This window comes from Halobellus clavatus (assembly GCF_900107195.1).
Classification (GTDB): Archaea; Halobacteriota; Halobacteria; order Halobacteriales; family Haloferacaceae; genus Haloquadratum; species Haloquadratum clavatum.
This window is the reverse complement of record NZ_FNPB01000012.1, coordinates 42,025-59,057: the sequence shown is the minus strand read 5'-3', so window position 1 is coordinate 59,057 and position 17,033 is coordinate 42,025. Positions and strand designations below refer to the sequence as shown.

Genomic DNA, 17,033 nt, shown 5'->3' with positions numbered 1-17,033 from the left:
TAGTTGATTGCCGGTAATAGTTGTTATGGAGAACTCATCTGCTAGGTTCTCGACTCTAGTCTCCGCTCATAGCCCTTCTATCCACATTTCACCGGCACTCATTATAATCGATATACGGTTATTATATGATATTCTATAACCCGAAATTGTTTTACCAGTGCATGTTATTGTTGTCAAGTGTAGCAAACTATGACCAACGCAAGTGAAGCACGAATCGCATGCTCGCGGCAAACTCGCCAGCTGGTGAAGGCGAAAAAACGAGGAGGCGAGTCATACGACGAGCTCCTCCAGAAGATGACTCGGCAGTACGACCCGAGTGAGAACCTCGAAGTCGACGAGTAGCTGCTACTATGGAACAGTTCAACAACACACCCGAAACCCTCCCGGCCAAGGATAGTAGTTTCGGGCGTGTGAGGAAGTGGATCGGGCCTGATAGACCAGATCCTGTGTCTCAGGGTTTGTCTGGCAGGGACATAACGGTTCGGGTGAAGGCTGTGCCCCACTTAGTGTCCCGTATCGGCTCGATCGGTTCGGAAAACCGATCTAATGCAAAATAGAAAGACTGCATCGAATGCTCGAATCGCACACAACTACATATGGGACCCTCCGGGGCGGGGCGAAGAGTATCGTCCTACCATCGACAATTACGGTATTGTCTTTACTTTCGTCGCTGAGACGGGAGCCAGACAAACGGAGGTGGAAAGCGCGTGAGCGACGCCGATCTTCAGCCGCTTCACGTCAAAGAGGGTATCGATCGTTTTCTCCGACACCACGAGTCGAGTGTCGGCGAATCAACGATGGCCAACGCCCGCACACGGCTGCGGCACTTCAGAGAGTGGGCTAAAGAAGCTGACATCGAGAATCTCAACGAGCTCACCGGACGCGACTTGGCCAATTTCGTCACCTGGCGTCGTGGTGAGATCGCGACAGTCACACTCCAGAAACAGCTGTCCACCGTTCGCCAGGCGCTCCGTTACTGGGCGGATATTGAGGGGGTTACCGATGGTCTCGCCGAGAAGCTCCACGCCCCCGAACTGCCGGATGGTGCCGACACCCGCGATGTCCACCTCAAACCACAGTATGCGACGGAGGTCCTCGAATACCTCGATAAATACGACTACGCCAGCCGTCGACACGTTGTCGTCGCATTACTCTGGCGTACCGGGATGCGACGCTCCGCGTTGCGATCGATAGATCTTGACGACCTCCGCCCGGATGAACACGCTGTCGTCCTTAAACACCGCTTGGAGACCGAGACAAAACTGAAGAACCGCGAGGATGGCGAACGTTGGGTCTACCTCGGCCCGCGCTGGTACCAGGTTGTCGACGAATACATCGACAAGAACCGTATCGATGTAACCGACGACTACGGCCGTGAACCGCTGATTACTACCCGGTACGGCCGTCCAACCGGCGATACGATCTACACGTGGGTCAATATGGCAACGCAGCCGTGCGAATACGGCCGTGAGTGCCCACACGACCGCGATCCGAAAACCTGCGAGGCGAACTCCACGGACGGCTATCCAAGCCGCTGTCCGTCGTCGAGGTCGCCGCACGGGCTTCGACGGGGTTCGATCACGCACCACCTCGCCCACGGTACGTCACCGGAGGTCGCGTCCGAACGAATGGACGTCAGTCTCGAAGTCCTATATAAACACTACGACGTTCGTGATGAGCGCGAAAAAATGAGCGTTCGGAAAGATAATCTTCCAGACAAATGAATTTCCACAGTCGGGCAGTACTATGCGAGAGTTGTGTATCAAATACTCAAAGGTTCCTCCCCAGCGAGTCCACTCCTCTCACTACGTTCGAGTCGTTCCCTCGCTGACTTCTCGTTCGCTGCGCTCACGAGAATCCCAGCGAGTCCACTTAGTTTCCGAATCGCTGGACAGCGGTGTGGCTCGTATATTCAGACTCATTAGAGAGTTCGTAATGATCCGTGTCGAGGATGCGCGCTGGCTTGCGAATAGACTCTCTCATCCCCGAAATTCCGCCAAATCATTTATGTACTCGTGTTGTGTCCGCTCGATATGTCTGATATTTATTCGTCTCGCCGCCGGATGCTCGCTACGCTTGGTGTTGTGACAACAGGTGTGGTGGCAGGCTGCAGTGAAACCACCAAATCAGGTGGTACGAACTCTAGTACAGGCACCAACAAGGTAGCATCAAATACCGAAAACGGCGAGGTACAGTCAAGTTCAGCGACATCAACCACAGGCGAAGCTGATTATTACGTGAGTACCGACGGAGCAGACGGAAACACCGGGTCTCAAGACAGCCCGCTTGCGACAGTAAGCGAAGGACTAAATCGAGCACAACCCGGCGAGACGATACGCTTGAAATCCGGTGAGTACCGCGAGAGTCTTTTCACCGTTCGTGATGGTGAACACAATAATCCGATTACGATTGAAGGGCCAGCAGATGCTGTCATTCGTCCAGAAACAGAAACCTACAGCGTCTTCACGATCAGCCACCAGCATATACATCTCCGCGGCATAACAATTGACGGGCTTATCAACCCCGATCAAAAATACGAGGACTGGAGAGCGTGGGCTGCAAACTGTATCCAAATCAATCCTGCTAGCCGAGCTGACGAAGGCGTTGAGTACATTCGCGGTGCGGTCGTCGAACCAGCAAAGGCAGGTAACACTCGGAAGGCGTTGATCCAAACCGCCCGTATTCGTGACGCAGTCATCGGTGGGTTCGAAGTGATCGGCCCCACTGGAATGAAGTATGATCCACGTGTGGCCAATCATAAAATCGGGCACATAGGAGAGATCGTGTACGTTGGCAGTCCTGCGGACAGGTACAAAGATCCAGAGTATCCGTACGATACACCAGAACGTACCCGAAACGTCCGAGTTCACCATATCGACAACAGTGCCGGGTATTCACACAACGAATGTGTTGAAGTCAAACCCGGCTGTACGAACGTCACGATCGAATACTGTACTGACCGGAACGCCGGGCACAATACGGAAGGGATTGCTGAACCGGCAATCTACATTTCTGGCAACGACTGTACGATCCGGTGGAACGATATCGGGGAGTGTCCATCCCCCATCGGAATCGATTCCTACCAGATGGGCGGGACCGAATGGGGGCAGAACAACGAAGTGTACGGAAACCGGATTCACGGGTTTGCGGCAGGCGCGATCAATTTCCGGGAGATGAAAGATGTTCCGTGTGGACCGGAATATCAACGAACGCTATGTGGAAATGAGATTGAGCGGGGTGACCCCCCTATCGAGCCGTGGGTACCTGAAGCAAACGGGTTTGACGGGGAAGTCGCTGATCGTCGGGGGCAGACAGATGTGAGTATTCAGGTCGGTGCCGGGCCGAACGGTCACGCGTTTGATCCGGCTGCAGTGATCGTAGATCCAGGAGCAACGATTACCTGGGAGTGGGTTGACGATAGCGGTGCGCACTACGTCGTGTCACGAGTCCGAATAAAATACGATCCGGATACTATTCCAGATCTAATCGATGACGGAACGTACAGCACGTCAGAGACGCTGAACATCCCGCAAATGAAGCGGTACGCCTGCTACAATCATCACGATGACGGGATGCGAGCCGCTGTTATCGTCGCACCAGGCGAAGATCGGTATTCGTATGCGATGGGTGGTTGTGATGCATCGATCCCGGATGGGGACGGAATCGGACACACCGGTGGGGACGATCCGAATACCTAGAAGACGAATAATTACTCCACCGCAATCATCTGCAGCACCGACCCACCGGAGATGAATTATATCGACAATCTCTACCAGGACTCCCATCGTGTATTTTTAACCGTCTCTAAATGATATGTTCCTGATAGGAAACTCGGCACTCCATTCGCAGGCACGCTCTGTTAGGTAATTCATCCGCAGACTCGTGAAAACAACAGTCACAAGGACTTTGCAACATCCCCGTGAGTAACGAGATCTTATGTTGAGACGTTCTAATCTCGTCTAATTCGAATACGAGTAGTGACTTACTAATAAAGCCGAGACGACCTCTTACTTCAATCAAACCCCCAGACTGCGTAGGTATTTAACCGATTCTTTCACACGGCGTGACGAAACCCCAGCGAGTCCATATCGATTTCCGCCGTCGACTCAGGAGCATAAAGCGGCCGCTCCGTCACTCTCTCGCCGGTCTCGCTTCGATCTTTATATATCTCCTGCGCGGTCGCTCAGGAGATCTGGAAAGCTCTCGCGGTGCAGGTCGACGCAGTCGGTCGGTCGAGTCGAAGGAAAGGGGTGGTTGGCGTGAGTTCAGCCCCGAACTCGGTCTACACTCCTGACGAGCTGCGGGACGATATCGCCGCATACTTCTCGAACGTCTCCGCGGCGACTCGCTTCTCTATCGATACAGCAGCGATCTAAGTGAGCAACTCGACACGAACGCGAGGCGCGTCGGCCGGAATCTCGAGGCTGGTGCCGAACGCGCCGGCCTTCGAGCGGAAAAGTGGGCTCATAACGGGAATTCGACTATATGGCTCGTCGAGCGCGTCGACGAGGACGGACCAGGAAGGAGACCGATGAGTGGGTGTCCCTCCTGCGGCGCTTCGACTTCGCGGCGTAACTGTCGTGAGTGCTACCTTTCCGGACTCTCCGCGCTGATTCTGTTTTATACGATCACTTACAATTTCGCATTGGCGGAGTTGGAGGGCGTCGACCGATCGTTCTTCGCCTCGTTCGAATTCATCGTCCAGACGATGACAACGACGGGCTATGGCCAGGATTCAGACATCTGGAGCCATCCATTGATGTTCCTGTTCGTAGCCGGAACACAGATCTCCGGCATCGCGCTCGGGTTCTTCACGCTCCGACTCATCATCATTCCGCTGTTCACTGGGGCTGAGGTCAACCTCGATAACCGATTCACCCCGAAAAGCGACCACGTCATCATCTGCGAATACCGGCGTGACTCCGCCGTCCTCCTCGACGAACTCAAACAACTCGGCATTGAGTACGTCTTGATTTCGTCGTCCGAGGAGAACGCCAAAGAACTGTCCGACCAAGGGTACTCCGTGATTCACGGCTCCCCACAGGATGCGACAGCGTTCGAACGAGCCCAAATCGAGTTAGCACGAGCAGTCATCACGGACGCCGGGGACGCAAACGTCAACACCATCCTGACCATCCGGTCGCTCGATTCAGAGATCGACATCATCACGTTGACTGACGACAGCGATATGCGGGACATCCTGTTAGAGACAGGCGCAGATACCGTGCTGTCCCCGCACGGCGTGCTCGGGCACCGACTCGCCGAGAAAGCAGTCTCGTCGTTCAAGGCAGATCTGACAGATACGATCGACCTCGGGGGCGAGTTGGAAGTCACGGAGGTCCCGATCCAACACGACAACCGACTGATCGGGACACGGATTCGCGACTCGAAGATCCGAGAGGAAACGGGCGCGAACATCATCGGCGCGTGGATCGATGGGGAACTACAGCTCCCACCTAACCCGGACGCGATCATCCGTTCGAACACGGTCTTGCTCCTCACGGGTGCACACGACGCGCTGGAGGCGTTCAGTGAGTTCACTCAACCACCCCGAACGTTCCGGAGACACGAGCGTATCATCGTTGCGGGACAGGGTGAAGTCGGCCAGGCCGCACGGGCACTCGTCGCCGAGGAGGGACTCGACGCCGTGACCATCGATATCGAAGACGATGACGGCGTGGACGTCGTGGGCGACGCCGGGTCGGAGGAGGTCCTGAAACGGGCGGGGATTGAGTCTGCCGGAGCAATCATTATCGGTCTGCCGGACGACTCCGCATCGTTACTGACGACCGTAATGGCGCGGTCACTGAACCCCGATATCGAGATCCTCGCTCGGGTAAGCGACACTGGTACGACCCGAAAAGCGCTGAGTGGCGGCGCGGACTACGTGCTGTCGGTACCGCGGGTGAGTGCACGGATGGTCGCCCGGGAACTCCGCGGCGGGGACGTCCTCGCACCGGCAAGTCAGATTCGTCTGATTCGCGTTCCCGCGACACCGCTGGCAGGCTCGACACTCGCCGAGTCGGGCATCTACGAGAAGACTGGCTGCCGTGTCATCGCTATCGAAGACGATTCGGGGCTCACCAACGCGGTCGATCCCCAGCGGCGGTTCACCGGGGACGAACGGATCGTCCTCGTTGGCTCCGACGAGGCAGTCCAACAGTTCAGAAAGCGGTTCGATGTCTCACCGATCGAACCTGAGAGCTGACTGCTTGGAGTTCATTACCCCCTCATCAGGTTCATCACTTCGTCGGCGACGTCTGGTTCGACCGCGACGACGTATCGGTTGCCGGGGGTCAACGTCGTGTCGGGACGGGCGACTCGATGGCCATCGTCGTCGGAAACGACCAACGTTCCGGCCGGAAATCGGACTTCAGTCAGTTGTTTTCCGGCGGCCGGGGCCCCCTCTGCGACGCGCACGAGCATAATGTCAAGGTCGCCGGTCACGTCTGCCAGCGTCTGGACATCACTACCGGCGATCTCGTTTGCCGCCACGCGCGCGCCGGCCCGCTCAGGGAAGAGTACCGCGTCGACAAACCGGGTGTAGGCTGTACCGGCCGCGCGGCCGATGCGCGCTATCGTCCGAATTCCGGGATCTAACTCCGAAGCGGCTAGACAAACCGCGAGATTCAGCCCGGTTTCACCAGTGAGAGCCGCAATCGTGTCGGCTCGCTCGATACCAGCCTGTTCGATGATTTCGGGGTTAGTCGCATCGCCTTCGATGACGGTCGCTATCCACTCGTCGGCGATTTCCGAGACAATTCGCTCGTTGCGTTCGATGATTGTTACGTCGTGGTCACGGTTGGCAAGTATCTCGGCTGTCTGGAAGCCGACTCGCCCGCCGCCAGCGATGATGATGTCGAGACCGTTGGTCATGTATTTTAGTCTTCAGCCTCCGGTGTGACTTCGGTGTCCGTGTCTGTCGGGCTACGCGTCGGTTGCGCCCGCAGCCGATTGAGTGCGAAGTACGCGATCCCGCCGAGCAGGATCCACGCCGCGCTGAGGACCAGCGCCAGTGGATCCGTCCGGATCAGGTACTCTACGAGCACCCCGGCCAAGATCAGGTTGAGCGCGATGCCGATCAGCGGGGGTGCCGGGTAGAACGGCATCTCGTAGGGGCGGTTCATATTCGGGCGCTCGCGGCGAAGTCTGATCACGGCGACGTTGACGATAATAAACGAGAGCAGGAAGAACAGACTCGACATATTCCCGGCGCTCTGGGTCGGCAACGCCACCGATCCGAGCATAACCACCGCGCTGGCGAGGATTGCCACGAACGGCGTCCCATAGCGGTGGTGCAGTTGCCCGAACGAGGGCAACAACTGTCCCTCGCGTCCCATCGAGAACGCCACCCGCGAAGAGGCAATCACGACCGCGTTCAGCGCAGTCAGTGTCGAGAAGACCGCCCCGAAGACGATGAGCGCGCCCCCGTTCTGGATGATCGGCAGTCCGGTGGGCATAAACGAGGTCGCCGCCGCAGCGATCCCCGCCTCGCCGGCATCGGCGAGTCCCCCGGCCCCGAGCGTGGCAATAGCGACCGTCACGACCGCCAAGTAGACAATCACGGTCACGATGAGGCTCACGAAGATCGCTTTCGGAATGTTCTCACGTGGATTCTTGACCTCCTCGGTGACGGTGGTGATGAGGTCGTATCCCTCGAAGGCGATGAACGTGAGACCCATCGCTGGGAGTATCGCGGCCGCTCCGCTTCCTTCGGGGAACAGTGGCTGGAACTCGGCCCCGGAGAACATCGGCGAGGCGAGTCCGAACGCGACAAACACGACCAAGATACTCACTTTGATGATTGTGAAGATCGTCTCGACGCTCCCGCTGGCCGCCGTCGAGACAGCATTGAGCAGCACTAATCCGAGCACCGCTACGAACGCCAGCAGGAAGGCGAGTGGTACCCCCGCGTCGATGACTGGGAGCACCACAGCACCAACCTGATCCGGTGGCGGGACTATCCCATAGACGTGCAGTAATTCGAGAAAGTTCGGCGCGAAACCGAGCGCGTACAGTGCTCCTGCGATCATATAAGCGAACCAGAGCATCCAGCCCATAATGAACGAGGGCAAGTCGTCGAAGATCTCCCGGACGAAGGCGTACCCGCCGCCGCTTTTGGGGATGGAGGCCGCGAGTTCGGCATACGAGAGACCGGTGAACGCGGTGACGACCCCGTTCAGCGCAAAGACGAGAATCGCGGCCGGACCAGCGATTTCGGCAGCCAGTCCCGTCAAAACGAAAATTCCAGCCCCGATCATCGCCCCCATCCCGATCATCGTCGCGTCGAGCAGCCCGAGCTCGGCCTCTGGAGCGCGAGTTTGACTTCCGCTCATTACCTAAGACCGCCGTTTCGCTCGTTGTACATCTTACGCTTCCCGTAATCTATTTGAGGCACTTTATTCCCGGGATGAGTTCCCCTGGTGCAGAAATTGCGCTTGCATTTGATAAGCCATTACAAGGGGCTTTGGTGGCGTCGAAGAACCGCATTCCAGATGCGAAGGAATCGAGGTGGCCGTTGAAAACAACGCGGTCCGAAGCGACAAACGATGACCAAAACAAAACGGTTTGCAATCGCGGGTGGGGGACGGGGTGGCCTACAGACGGCCGAGACCTCATACAATGCAGTTTGAGCTGTTCATATCTGCTCCGTCGAATGAGTTACGCCTGTCGGAGCCATTAGGTCGGATACGTCGAACGATGACTCCGATGAACAGTCGTCGACGGACGAGTCATTATCACCAGATGACGTTTATGTCGTAGAAACGGGAAGTCTCGGGGCTTGACCCCGAGGCGATGGAGCCGTTCGAACCGTACACGTTAGAGGATTTAATTGGGCGGGTGAATGTCACAAAAGGTCGTCTGTGGTCCCTTTTAGGAAGTCTCCAGCAGGACGGCAAAATCCGCAAGAAGGAGTCAGAATCCAATCAGCGGATATGGCTCCGAGAACCACCGGCCCACCAATGCTCAAACTGTGACTACGAGTCCCAGATCAAACTCGTACACCCTATCTTCGGATCTATGCAATTCTGTCCCCAGTGTGGTACGCGTCTCACGTGGATCTACTGTTCTATCATACCTGACGTGAGCTGCTGGAATGACAGTGTGCTACTCGAGAACCTATTGATACGGATATCGACGGGGGTCGGTTGATCCGGCCCTGCACCCTTAGACGTAGCCGTCTAAATAGTGGAGGGGATCATTTGGATAGCCGGTGGTAGTATAATCCGGACTACTGCCCCCCGAACCCGAGGCTGATGAACCCAAACAAGATAGCCACCTGTGATCTATCACTTTCTGTTCCGACCAACTGGTGGTATAAAACGAATGATCCGGAAGATTGTACCACTAACAGGCCCATCAGTGCTCCACCGATTACGAAAATTGGGTCACCTTCGAGCGAAAAGACAGGGTATGATAGAGCAGGTCGGCCAAAGAAAACTGAAGATATGCCGGTAAGGGCGTAAATCAGGAACAGTCCCGCGGTTAGCATCGTAGCACGAATCCCGATGATAAACGCGAGTCTGAGATACCGTTCCAGAAAGGTGGCCACCTTCACCGTCTGCGACTGAAGCGCATCCTGTATATCGAACACGGTTCTTTTGTGTCCTCGTCTGTGATGGGGGGTTGTTAGTACGCAGTGACAGACACCGATCAAAAGTGATCTTCCCGTTTCCGTGGTTTGTCATTACACCGGTGAACACCCGGTTTCAATAGCGAGTGACAGTAGATCGATCCGTTTAGCGGACAGTACCGCAAGCCATCCGAAACTGGATACACACGCTTAAGAGATAGTCGATAAACGTGCCAGTATGAGCAGTGAGCCCGACGACGAAGACATCCTCGCACACGTGCTTCTTCCCGTCGCTCACGAAGCCGACGCGGAAGCTACGGCGGCGGCCCTTGAGCCCTACGGGCCGGCCCACGTTACAGCTCTTCACGTCGTAGAGAAGGGTGGCGGCGTCCCGGATAAGACACCAGTCGAGCAGTCCGAAGAGTTGGCCGCGGAATCATACGCCGCCGTTCGGTCGGTGTTTCCCGACGCAGACGACCACACCGCTTACGGACGAGACGTGGCTGCCAAGATCTTCGAAGCCGCTGACGAGGTCGGTGCCAGTGCCATCGCCTACCGCTCTCGCGGCGGGAACCGACTGATGCAGTACCTCTCCGGTGATATCTCGCTGAAACTGGTGACCAGGGCGGATCGCCCCGTCATCGCCCTCCCCCGAGAGGACGAAGAATGAGTGAGGAAGACCTCGCCAAGGACCTCGGACCGCTCGCAGCGCTGACCATCGGCGTCGGTACGATGATCGGCGCGGGCATCTTCGTTTTGCCGGGTGAAGCAATCCTCAGAGCTGGGTCACTGGCATCCGTAGCATTCGTTTTGGGGGGTGTCATCGCGATGTTCACGGCGCTGTCTGCCAGCGAACTCGGCACCGCGATGCCCCGCTCGGGTGGGGCTTATTACTATGTCAACCACGCGCTGGGGCCGATGTTCGGGTCGATCGCCGGCTGGGCCAACTGGCTCGGCCTGGCATTCGCCAGCGCCTTCTATATGGTCGGATTTGGCCGGTATATCGCCCGGATATTCGGCCTCTCGGGCAGTGTCGGCGCCGGTCCGATATCGATTACTGTTGTGAAGATCATCGCGCTCGTCGGTGGCGCCTTCTTCGTCCTTGTCAACTACGTCGGCGCGAAGGAGACGGGACGCCTCCAGAACATCATCGTCGTCCTGTTGGTCGCTATCCTCACCGTGTTCACGTTCCTCGGGACGCTCCGGGCCGAACCATCGAACCTCCCGGCCGCGACGGACGTGGTCACCACACTGGAGACGACGGGACTCATCTTCGTCTCCTATCTCGGGTTCGTCCAGATCACGAGCGTCGCCGAGGAGATCAAAGATCCCGGCCGGAACCTTCCGCGGGCGGTCATTGGCAGCGTCGTCATTGTGACACTCATCTACGCGCTCGTCTTGGTGATTATGAGTGCAGCCGTTCCCCCGGGATTCATCGCGGACGTCATCAGCTCAAACGCCGAGAACCCCATCGCCGTCGTTGAAGTCGGGGAGTACATCCAGGGGGCCGTGATGGGCGGTGCCCTGCTGTTCGGTGGCCTCCTCGCAACCGCCTCCAGCGCGAACGCTTCCATTCTCGCGTCTTCGCGAATCAACTTTGCGATGGGCCGCGACCGCATCGTCACGCCGGCATTGAACGAGATCCACAAGCGGTTCGGAACTCCCTACCGCGCGATCGGTATCACTGGCGGACTCATCCTCCTGTTCATCGTTATCGGCGATCTGACGCTTTTGTCCGGGGCCGCGTCGGGACTCCACCTCATTATTTACGGGCTGTTGAACTTGGCGCTGATCGTGATGCGCTACGTCGCCCCCGAAGAGTACACCCCGGACTTCGTAGTCCCGTTGTATCCGCTGTTGCCGATTCTGGGCGTCGTGTTCTCCTTCGCGCTTTTGATTTTCGTCTCCAGTGACGCGTTGCTACTATCGTTCGGTATCGCGGGTGCGGCGCTCCTGTGGTACTTCCTCTACGCTCGGACCCGAACCGAGAAACAGGGAATCCTCTCAAAACACATCATCTCGCGCCCGGAGGAAATGCCCGATATCGCGGTCGACGCCGCTGCGGGCGTCAAACCGGACGGCGGAGAGTACCGTGTGATGGTACCGCTGGCTAACCCCGCCCACGAGCAGGAACTTATCACGCTCGCCAGTGCGATCGCAAAACAGCGCGGCGGCACCGTCGTCGCCACCCACATTGTTACAGTGCCCGACCAGACGGCCTTGGCGGCGGCTGCCGATCGGTCCGACGAGATAGACGAGAGCTCAAAACATCTGCTCGACAACGCCCGCGAGGACGCTGAGACATTCGGCGTCGACGTCGAGACTCACACCGTGCTCTCGCACAAATCCTACGAGGCGATCTTCGATGCCGCCCGTAGTTACACCGCGGACCTGGTCGTTATGGGGTGGGGGCCAAACTCACACGGCTCACCCGGTCGAGCGGAGTCGGCGATCGACGAACTCACAGAGGCAGTCCCCTGTGACTTCCTGATCTTCCGAGACCGCGGGTTCGATCACTCACACATCCTGCTTCCGACAGCTGGTGGTCCCGACTCAGAATTATCAGCCGCCGTCGCGAAGTTGCTCCAGGCCGAGTTCGATGCGAAAGTTAGTCTCCTCAACGTTGACGAGGACCGCGAAGCTGGTGAGCGGTTCCTCGAAGAGTGGGCAGCGGACAACGGGCTGGAGGATGCTGAGCTCCTCGTCAAATCTGGTGACGTCAAAACGGCAATCCGGAATGCCTCGGCGGATGCGACACTCCTGCTGATCGGTGCGACCGAGGAAGGGCTCCTCCGCCGACTCGTCTCTGGGACACTCGTTTTAGACGTTGTCGACGATGTGGAGTGTTCGGTCCTGCTTGCTGAGAAACATCGCGACCGCGGGCTGATCGAACGAATATTGTGAGCTGAACTGTTTCTGCTACTGTCCAAAAATATGACTTCACATCGGAGGCGGCTTCTGTTGGGGCACTATCGGATTTTCTTCACTTGGGTAACAACTCGTTCGAGTATCGAGCGAACCACCTCGATATCGATGCGCTCGGCGTGTTCCCCCGAGTCTTGAACGAGGACCATAATTCGGCCTCCACGCTCGATGCGAGTGAGTGGTCGACCGGCGGCGCGAGCGTCTCCGCCGTCTCGTATCTCCTCGTCTCGCTGGTCGCGCTCGCGGTCGCGATCGGTGCGGGACGGCTCGAGCCCGACGTTGGCGCGTTTACTACGTTCGCGAGCGAATTCGTCGACGTCGTGCTCGAGGCCGGAGTCGATCTCGCGATGTCGTTCCGCTAATTCCAGGGTGTCATAGAAGAGTTATCACGGTGTTTATTTCGCGGTTGCACGGCTGACTCAGCCGTGAGACTCTGATTGCGAACTGAGCAGCGAGATGGAGAAGTTTGTCTGCACCACTCATTCAATCACAGATTCGATTGATTCTATCAGAGCATGCTTCGTATAGGGTTTAATCAGGTGGTCATCAGCATCCTTTTTAATTGACTTCTCGGATGCGTATACAGTACTGACAATTATTTCAATATTTGGATTGATACGCTTGATCTGTTCCGTAGATTGAAAACCACTTTCTTACCGACATATTGGGATCCAAAATCGCGATATCGGGGTTGTAAACGCTTGCAAACCACAGTGCTTCGTCTCCATCTTTGGCGCATTTTATCGATGCGCCGTAGTCTTCCACAAAATACTGTATCAAATTCTGCTGTAACGGTATGTCCTCAGCGAGGACGAGATCGACCATTTCACTTAACAAATAGAATCCCTATCTGATAATGAAGATGTATTGTTTCATAAACAGTTGGCAGCGACGCAACTGATTTTTTGATTATATTGCATATCGAGAAATTCACTGATTGTTTTCAGGGTATCACAGAATGATTCTATGAGATACTAAGCCTCCGCCCGAGGAGGAATATTATATTCATAGGCTCAAAGAACAGAGTACCGAACAGCAACAATGATTGCCGACATAGTCGGGTCACCAGTTGTTCTCGCGTACACTGCGATACATTTCTTCACAATCGTGTTAATTGTGGGTGTTGGAGTGTATACGGCCCGTAACCACTGGGACGACCCTCTCGGTCGTGTCTTTATTATTCTTCTTGGAACGGCAGCCATCTGGACTGTTGGAGCAGTCGTCCGACTGTTTACACCGACCCTGAACCTCTTCATCGCAGCCACGACGCTCAAATACGTCGGAATCGCGGGGTCACCAGTGGTTTTTTTGCTATTTGCGCTACTCTACGACGGGAGAACGCAGTGGGTCAGCCGACCTGTGATTGTTGTCATTTCCGTCATTCCAGCCCTCACGATTCCGATCGTTGCGACGATGCGACTCCACGGATTGCTCTACGGGAGTTACGCTAGGACGACTGTTGATACGATCTCTGTGCTCTCAGTCGAGACTGTCGGTCTGTGGTACTGGCTCTTCACTGTCTATAGTTGGGCGCTAGTCGCAATCGGGTCCGGACTGCTCATAGATGCAGCCATCCAACGCTCCCGATTGTACCGTCTGCAATTGCTGATTTTGCTCCCAGCAATCGGGATTTCCTGGACCACGAACATCCTATACGTGATCTGGAGTTGGCCACACCCCGCTCTCGATCCCACTCCGATCGGGTTCGGGTTGACAACTCTGTTACTCGGGGTTGCCCTGTTCTCGACACAGTTCGTTGAAATCTCACCGGTCGCTCGCTCACTGATCTTTGACGTGATCGAAGACGCGGTGATTGTTGTCGATCAGGCCGGTCGTGTAATTGACGTGAACAGTGCTGCCCAACCGCTGTTATCCGATCCGCACCCGATCGGTGCGGAATTGACAGCGGTTCTCGGGACCGACATCGCCCGACAAATCAAGACTGACTCGGCCACTGTCGAAATCATCGACGAACCGATGCCACGATACTATCGCTATCGGGAACTATCCAGGTCGGACATAGAGGCGCGAGTACTCGTGTTCACGGAGATCACGGAAGTCAAAGAGTCTCAGAGAGTCGCAGAGCAGGCCCACGAACAACTCCGTCAGATCGTCGATCTCGTCCCGGACCCACTCTACGTGAAGAATATCGACGATGAGGTGCTGCTCTCGAACGAGGCAAATGCCGAATTACACGGCCTAGCTCCCGAGGAAATAGAGGGCAAACGGGAACGAGAGATCGAATCCGATGTCGAAAACATCGAGAACTTCGATAAGTACCGACAGCGGGAGATTGAAGTCATTGAGACGGGTGATCCGATGACCTTTGAGGAAGAATTGGTGGGGCCCGATGGGGAGACGAAGTTCTTCAAGACGACGAGAATTCCGTTCGAGACTACCGAGAGAAACAAAGAGGCGGTACTTGGCTACGCCCGTGACGTGACCGATCTCAAGGAATATGAGCAAGAACTCGAAGACACAAAACGAAGACTTGAACAGTCGAACGAGAAACTTGACCAGTTCGCCGGTGTGGTCAGTCACGATCTCCAGAATCCGCTCCACGTAATTCTTGGTTATGTGAGTCTTCTCGACAGCGATGACGACAACCAGGAGTATATAGAGGCTATCGAGCAGTCGGCAACGCGGATGGAAGACATAATCACAGATCTGCTCAAACTTTCGCGTGTTGGCCAGGACATCGAAGAACCAGAGACAGTATCACTCGCTACGGTTGCGAGAGATAGTTGGGACAATATTAAGATAGATGGCACCGATCTCAATCTACGCGTTCCGGAAGGTGCGACAGTCAAAGCAGATCGTAGTCGTCTGATGAATGTGTTCGAGAACCTGTTTCGGAACGCCAGAGAACACAATAACCCGCCACTCACTATCCGTGTTGGCATCCTCAACAGTGGAACTCCGGGTGATCATAGCGAGTCACTTACCGGCTTTTTTATTGAAGACACCGGTGACGGTATTCCCCAGGAGCAACACGATGAAATTTTCGACCACGGGTATACAACCAACACAGACGGAACCGGATTCGGGCTCTCTATCGTCAAGGAAGTTGTCGAAGCACACGGTTGGTCACTCTCTCACTGTGACGGTGAGGACGGCGGAGCGCGATTCGAAATCAGCGATGTCGATTTCTTAGAGTGAGACATACGCGCACTGTACTGAACGATAGGTAAGTCGTCTTCCTTGGCGAATCCTATCCAGGCGTGAGATCCCTTCTATGACATCATAACTGTGTGTAATTTGGATTTAAAGTAGCTACGAGCGGGACCTGATCACTACAATCCAAGCGCCCCTTATCGTAGTGACGCCGAGTAGCGGTTTTACCTACCCGGATGGGTTTGAGGCTGAGTTCATAGACGAGCCCCCACTTCCACAAGCGAACCGTTCAACGTGAGCGAAGTAGGGCGGGTGGTTGATCTATCCCCGTGATCGGACTGCTGATCAAGGATAGCTGGATCAGCTCGTGTTCACCTCAACGAAGCTGAACTCGTTGGTAGTGGGACAGATATCAACGACACCGAGTCCACGGTAGCCGAGATTAAGCATATGAGGAGCACCAATCTCGCTATCTCCTGTCTCGTACCCAGAGGCGTGAGAGTGCCCACTAACTGTTGCGTAGACGTCGTGAGTCTTTATGATGAGTTTTAGAGCAATAGAGCCTGTGTGAAACGCCTCACGATCCTCTTCACGCGTTCCTGTCGAGTGGTGTCGATCGAAAGACGTGTTAAATGGGGACAGATGAGAGACGATGACAACGTTCGACCTGTCGCCAACAAGATCGGAAAGGTGATCATACGTCTCCTGAATGCGGTGAACGCTCTGATGGAACGTCGGAATGTTCTCGTCGGCGATCCCGAGTTCATCAGCGGCATCAGATGTGGTCACCTGGTCAGTGACGAGACTGTGGAGTGCGTTTTCGATGGCACTCGCGGTTTGATCCGCCCGATACCGTCGCTCTCCACGTGGAGCGGTCCGAGGGTCAAGCGTAGGAAACGCTGCTTGATCGAGCGCATCATCAAGCGACCGGGACTCACATCCCCAGCCGACGACTGAACACGACTCATACTCACGGGTCATATTGTGACCGTTGGTCACGTGCTCAAATCCCTCGGCAACGCGTACAGGCATTGGAGTATGATCGTGGTTCCCGGGTACGTACAAGACATCAATATCGAATTGATCGATGAACCGGCGTGCGAGTGCGATGTCATCGGCTCCGTCTCGATGTGTGAGATCACCGGCGATGAATACGGCGTCGATGTCATCTGGGGTCTCCATTGCGTCGATGTCGTAGTCACTCGCTACGGGTTTGAGGTGAAGGTCGTTACAGACCAAGACCCTCATACTCGTAACTGTTAGTGGATGACTGTATAGATCTGGTGTCTCATAGGAGGGTTGCCACGGTGTTTATTTCACGATCTCACAGCCAGATCAGCCGGGAGAACCTGATTTCGTACTGATCTTTTCCTCCGTGCTGCCGCATCCCGGGCACTGCACCGTGTGTGGTTCTAAGTCC

11 protein-coding genes are annotated in these 17,033 nt (G+C 55.9%); 7 read left to right on the top strand and 4 right to left on the bottom strand.

Annotation, left to right across the window (positions count from 1 at the left end; all coding sequences use genetic code 11):
• Window positions 1-707 precede the first annotated feature (707 nt).
• From BLU74_RS14930 to BLU74_RS14920, 3 genes are all read left to right on the top strand, one after another.
• Window positions 708-1,724, top strand: coding sequence for a tyrosine-type recombinase/integrase (locus BLU74_RS14930; protein ID WP_089768760.1), 1,017 nt, complete (start codon window positions 708-710; stop codon window positions 1,722-1,724).
• Window positions 1,725-2,033: 309 nt separating this feature from the next.
• Complete coding sequence (locus BLU74_RS18625) at window positions 2,034-3,698, top strand: cupredoxin domain-containing protein (RefSeq protein WP_139175857.1); 1,665 nt, start codon at window positions 2,034-2,036, stop codon at window positions 3,696-3,698.
• Window positions 3,699-4,645: 947 nt separating this feature from the next.
• Entirely contained in the window at window positions 4,646-6,208 is a 1,563-nt protein-coding gene (locus BLU74_RS14920) for a potassium channel family protein (RefSeq protein ID WP_245705814.1), read from the top strand.
• Window positions 6,209-6,222: 14 nt separating this feature from the next.
• Here the strand turns inward: BLU74_RS14920 and BLU74_RS14915 are convergent, their stop codons facing one another.
• Together BLU74_RS14915 and BLU74_RS14910 are read right to left on the bottom strand one after the other, a co-directional pair.
• Entirely contained in the window at window positions 6,223-6,876 is a 654-nt protein-coding gene (locus tag BLU74_RS14915) for a potassium channel family protein (protein ID WP_089768754.1), read from the bottom strand.
• A 5-nt stretch (window positions 6,877-6,881) separates the two neighbouring features.
• Window positions 6,882-8,336: an APC family permease gene (locus BLU74_RS14910; protein ID WP_089768752.1), complete on the bottom strand. Its 1,455-nt coding sequence runs from the start codon at window positions 8,334-8,336 to the stop codon at window positions 6,882-6,884.
• Between the two features lie 1,476 nt (window positions 8,337-9,812).
• Between BLU74_RS14910 and BLU74_RS14900 the strand changes: the two genes are divergently transcribed.
• The 3 genes from BLU74_RS14900 (at window position 9,813) to BLU74_RS14890 (ending at window position 12,861) form a co-directional block, all read left to right on the top strand.
• The gene (locus BLU74_RS14900) at window positions 9,813-10,244 is read left to right on the top strand and encodes a universal stress protein (RefSeq protein WP_089768748.1); all 432 of its coding nucleotides are present in this window, start codon (window positions 9,813-9,815) and stop codon (window positions 10,242-10,244) included.
• Window positions 10,241-12,478: an amino acid permease gene (locus tag BLU74_RS14895; protein ID WP_089768746.1), complete on the top strand. Its 2,238-nt coding sequence runs from the start codon at window positions 10,241-10,243 to the stop codon at window positions 12,476-12,478. The genes BLU74_RS14900 and BLU74_RS14895 overlap by 4 nt, the downstream gene beginning before the upstream one ends.
• 83 nt (window positions 12,479-12,561) lie before the next feature.
• Window positions 12,562-12,861, top strand: coding sequence for a hypothetical protein (locus BLU74_RS14890; protein ID WP_089768744.1), 300 nt, complete (start codon window positions 12,562-12,564; stop codon window positions 12,859-12,861).
• Between the two features lie 238 nt (window positions 12,862-13,099).
• Here the strand turns inward: BLU74_RS14890 and BLU74_RS18615 are convergent, their stop codons facing one another.
• Window positions 13,100-13,324: a response regulator transcription factor gene (locus tag BLU74_RS18615; protein WP_139175855.1), complete on the bottom strand. Its 225-nt coding sequence runs from the start codon at window positions 13,322-13,324 to the stop codon at window positions 13,100-13,102.
• A gap of 216 nt (window positions 13,325-13,540) precedes the next feature.
• Here BLU74_RS18615 and BLU74_RS14885 point away from each other — a divergent pair, with 216 nt between their 5' ends.
• Window positions 13,541-15,658, top strand: a complete 2,118-nt coding sequence (locus BLU74_RS14885; RefSeq protein ID WP_089768742.1) for a sensor histidine kinase — start codon at window positions 13,541-13,543, stop codon at window positions 15,656-15,658.
• A 315-nt stretch (window positions 15,659-15,973) separates the two neighbouring features.
• Here the strand turns inward: BLU74_RS14885 and BLU74_RS14880 are convergent, their stop codons facing one another.
• A complete protein-coding gene (locus BLU74_RS14880) occupies window positions 15,974-16,861 on the bottom strand; it encodes a metallophosphoesterase (RefSeq protein WP_089768740.1) in 888 nt (295 codons plus the stop codon).
• Between the last annotated feature and the right edge of the window lie 172 nt (window positions 16,862-17,033).

Excerpts from the sequence above, each read along its gene's own strand:
- BLU74_RS18625 (WP_139175857.1), top strand. The coding sequence starts at position 2,034 with ATGTCTGATATTTATTCGTCTCGCCGCCGGATGCTCGCTACGCTTGGT.
- BLU74_RS14915 (WP_089768754.1), bottom strand. The coding sequence starts at position 6,876 with ATGACCAACGGTCTCGACATCATCATCGCTGGCGGCGGGCGAGTCGGC.
- BLU74_RS14910 (WP_089768752.1), bottom strand. The coding sequence starts at position 8,336 with ATGAGCGGAAGTCAAACTCGCGCTCCAGAGGCCGAGCTCGGGCTGCTC.
- BLU74_RS14900 (WP_089768748.1), top strand. The coding sequence starts at position 9,813 with ATGAGCAGTGAGCCCGACGACGAAGACATCCTCGCACACGTGCTTCTT.
- BLU74_RS14895 (WP_089768746.1), top strand. The coding sequence starts at position 10,241 with ATGAGTGAGGAAGACCTCGCCAAGGACCTCGGACCGCTCGCAGCGCTG.
- BLU74_RS18615 (WP_139175855.1), bottom strand. The coding sequence starts at position 13,324 with ATGGTCGATCTCGTCCTCGCTGAGGACATACCGTTACAGCAGAATTTG.
- BLU74_RS14885 (WP_089768742.1), top strand. The coding sequence starts at position 13,541 with ATGATTGCCGACATAGTCGGGTCACCAGTTGTTCTCGCGTACACTGCG.
- BLU74_RS14880 (WP_089768740.1), bottom strand. The coding sequence starts at position 16,861 with ATGAGGGTCTTGGTCTGTAACGACCTTCACCTCAAACCCGTAGCGAGT.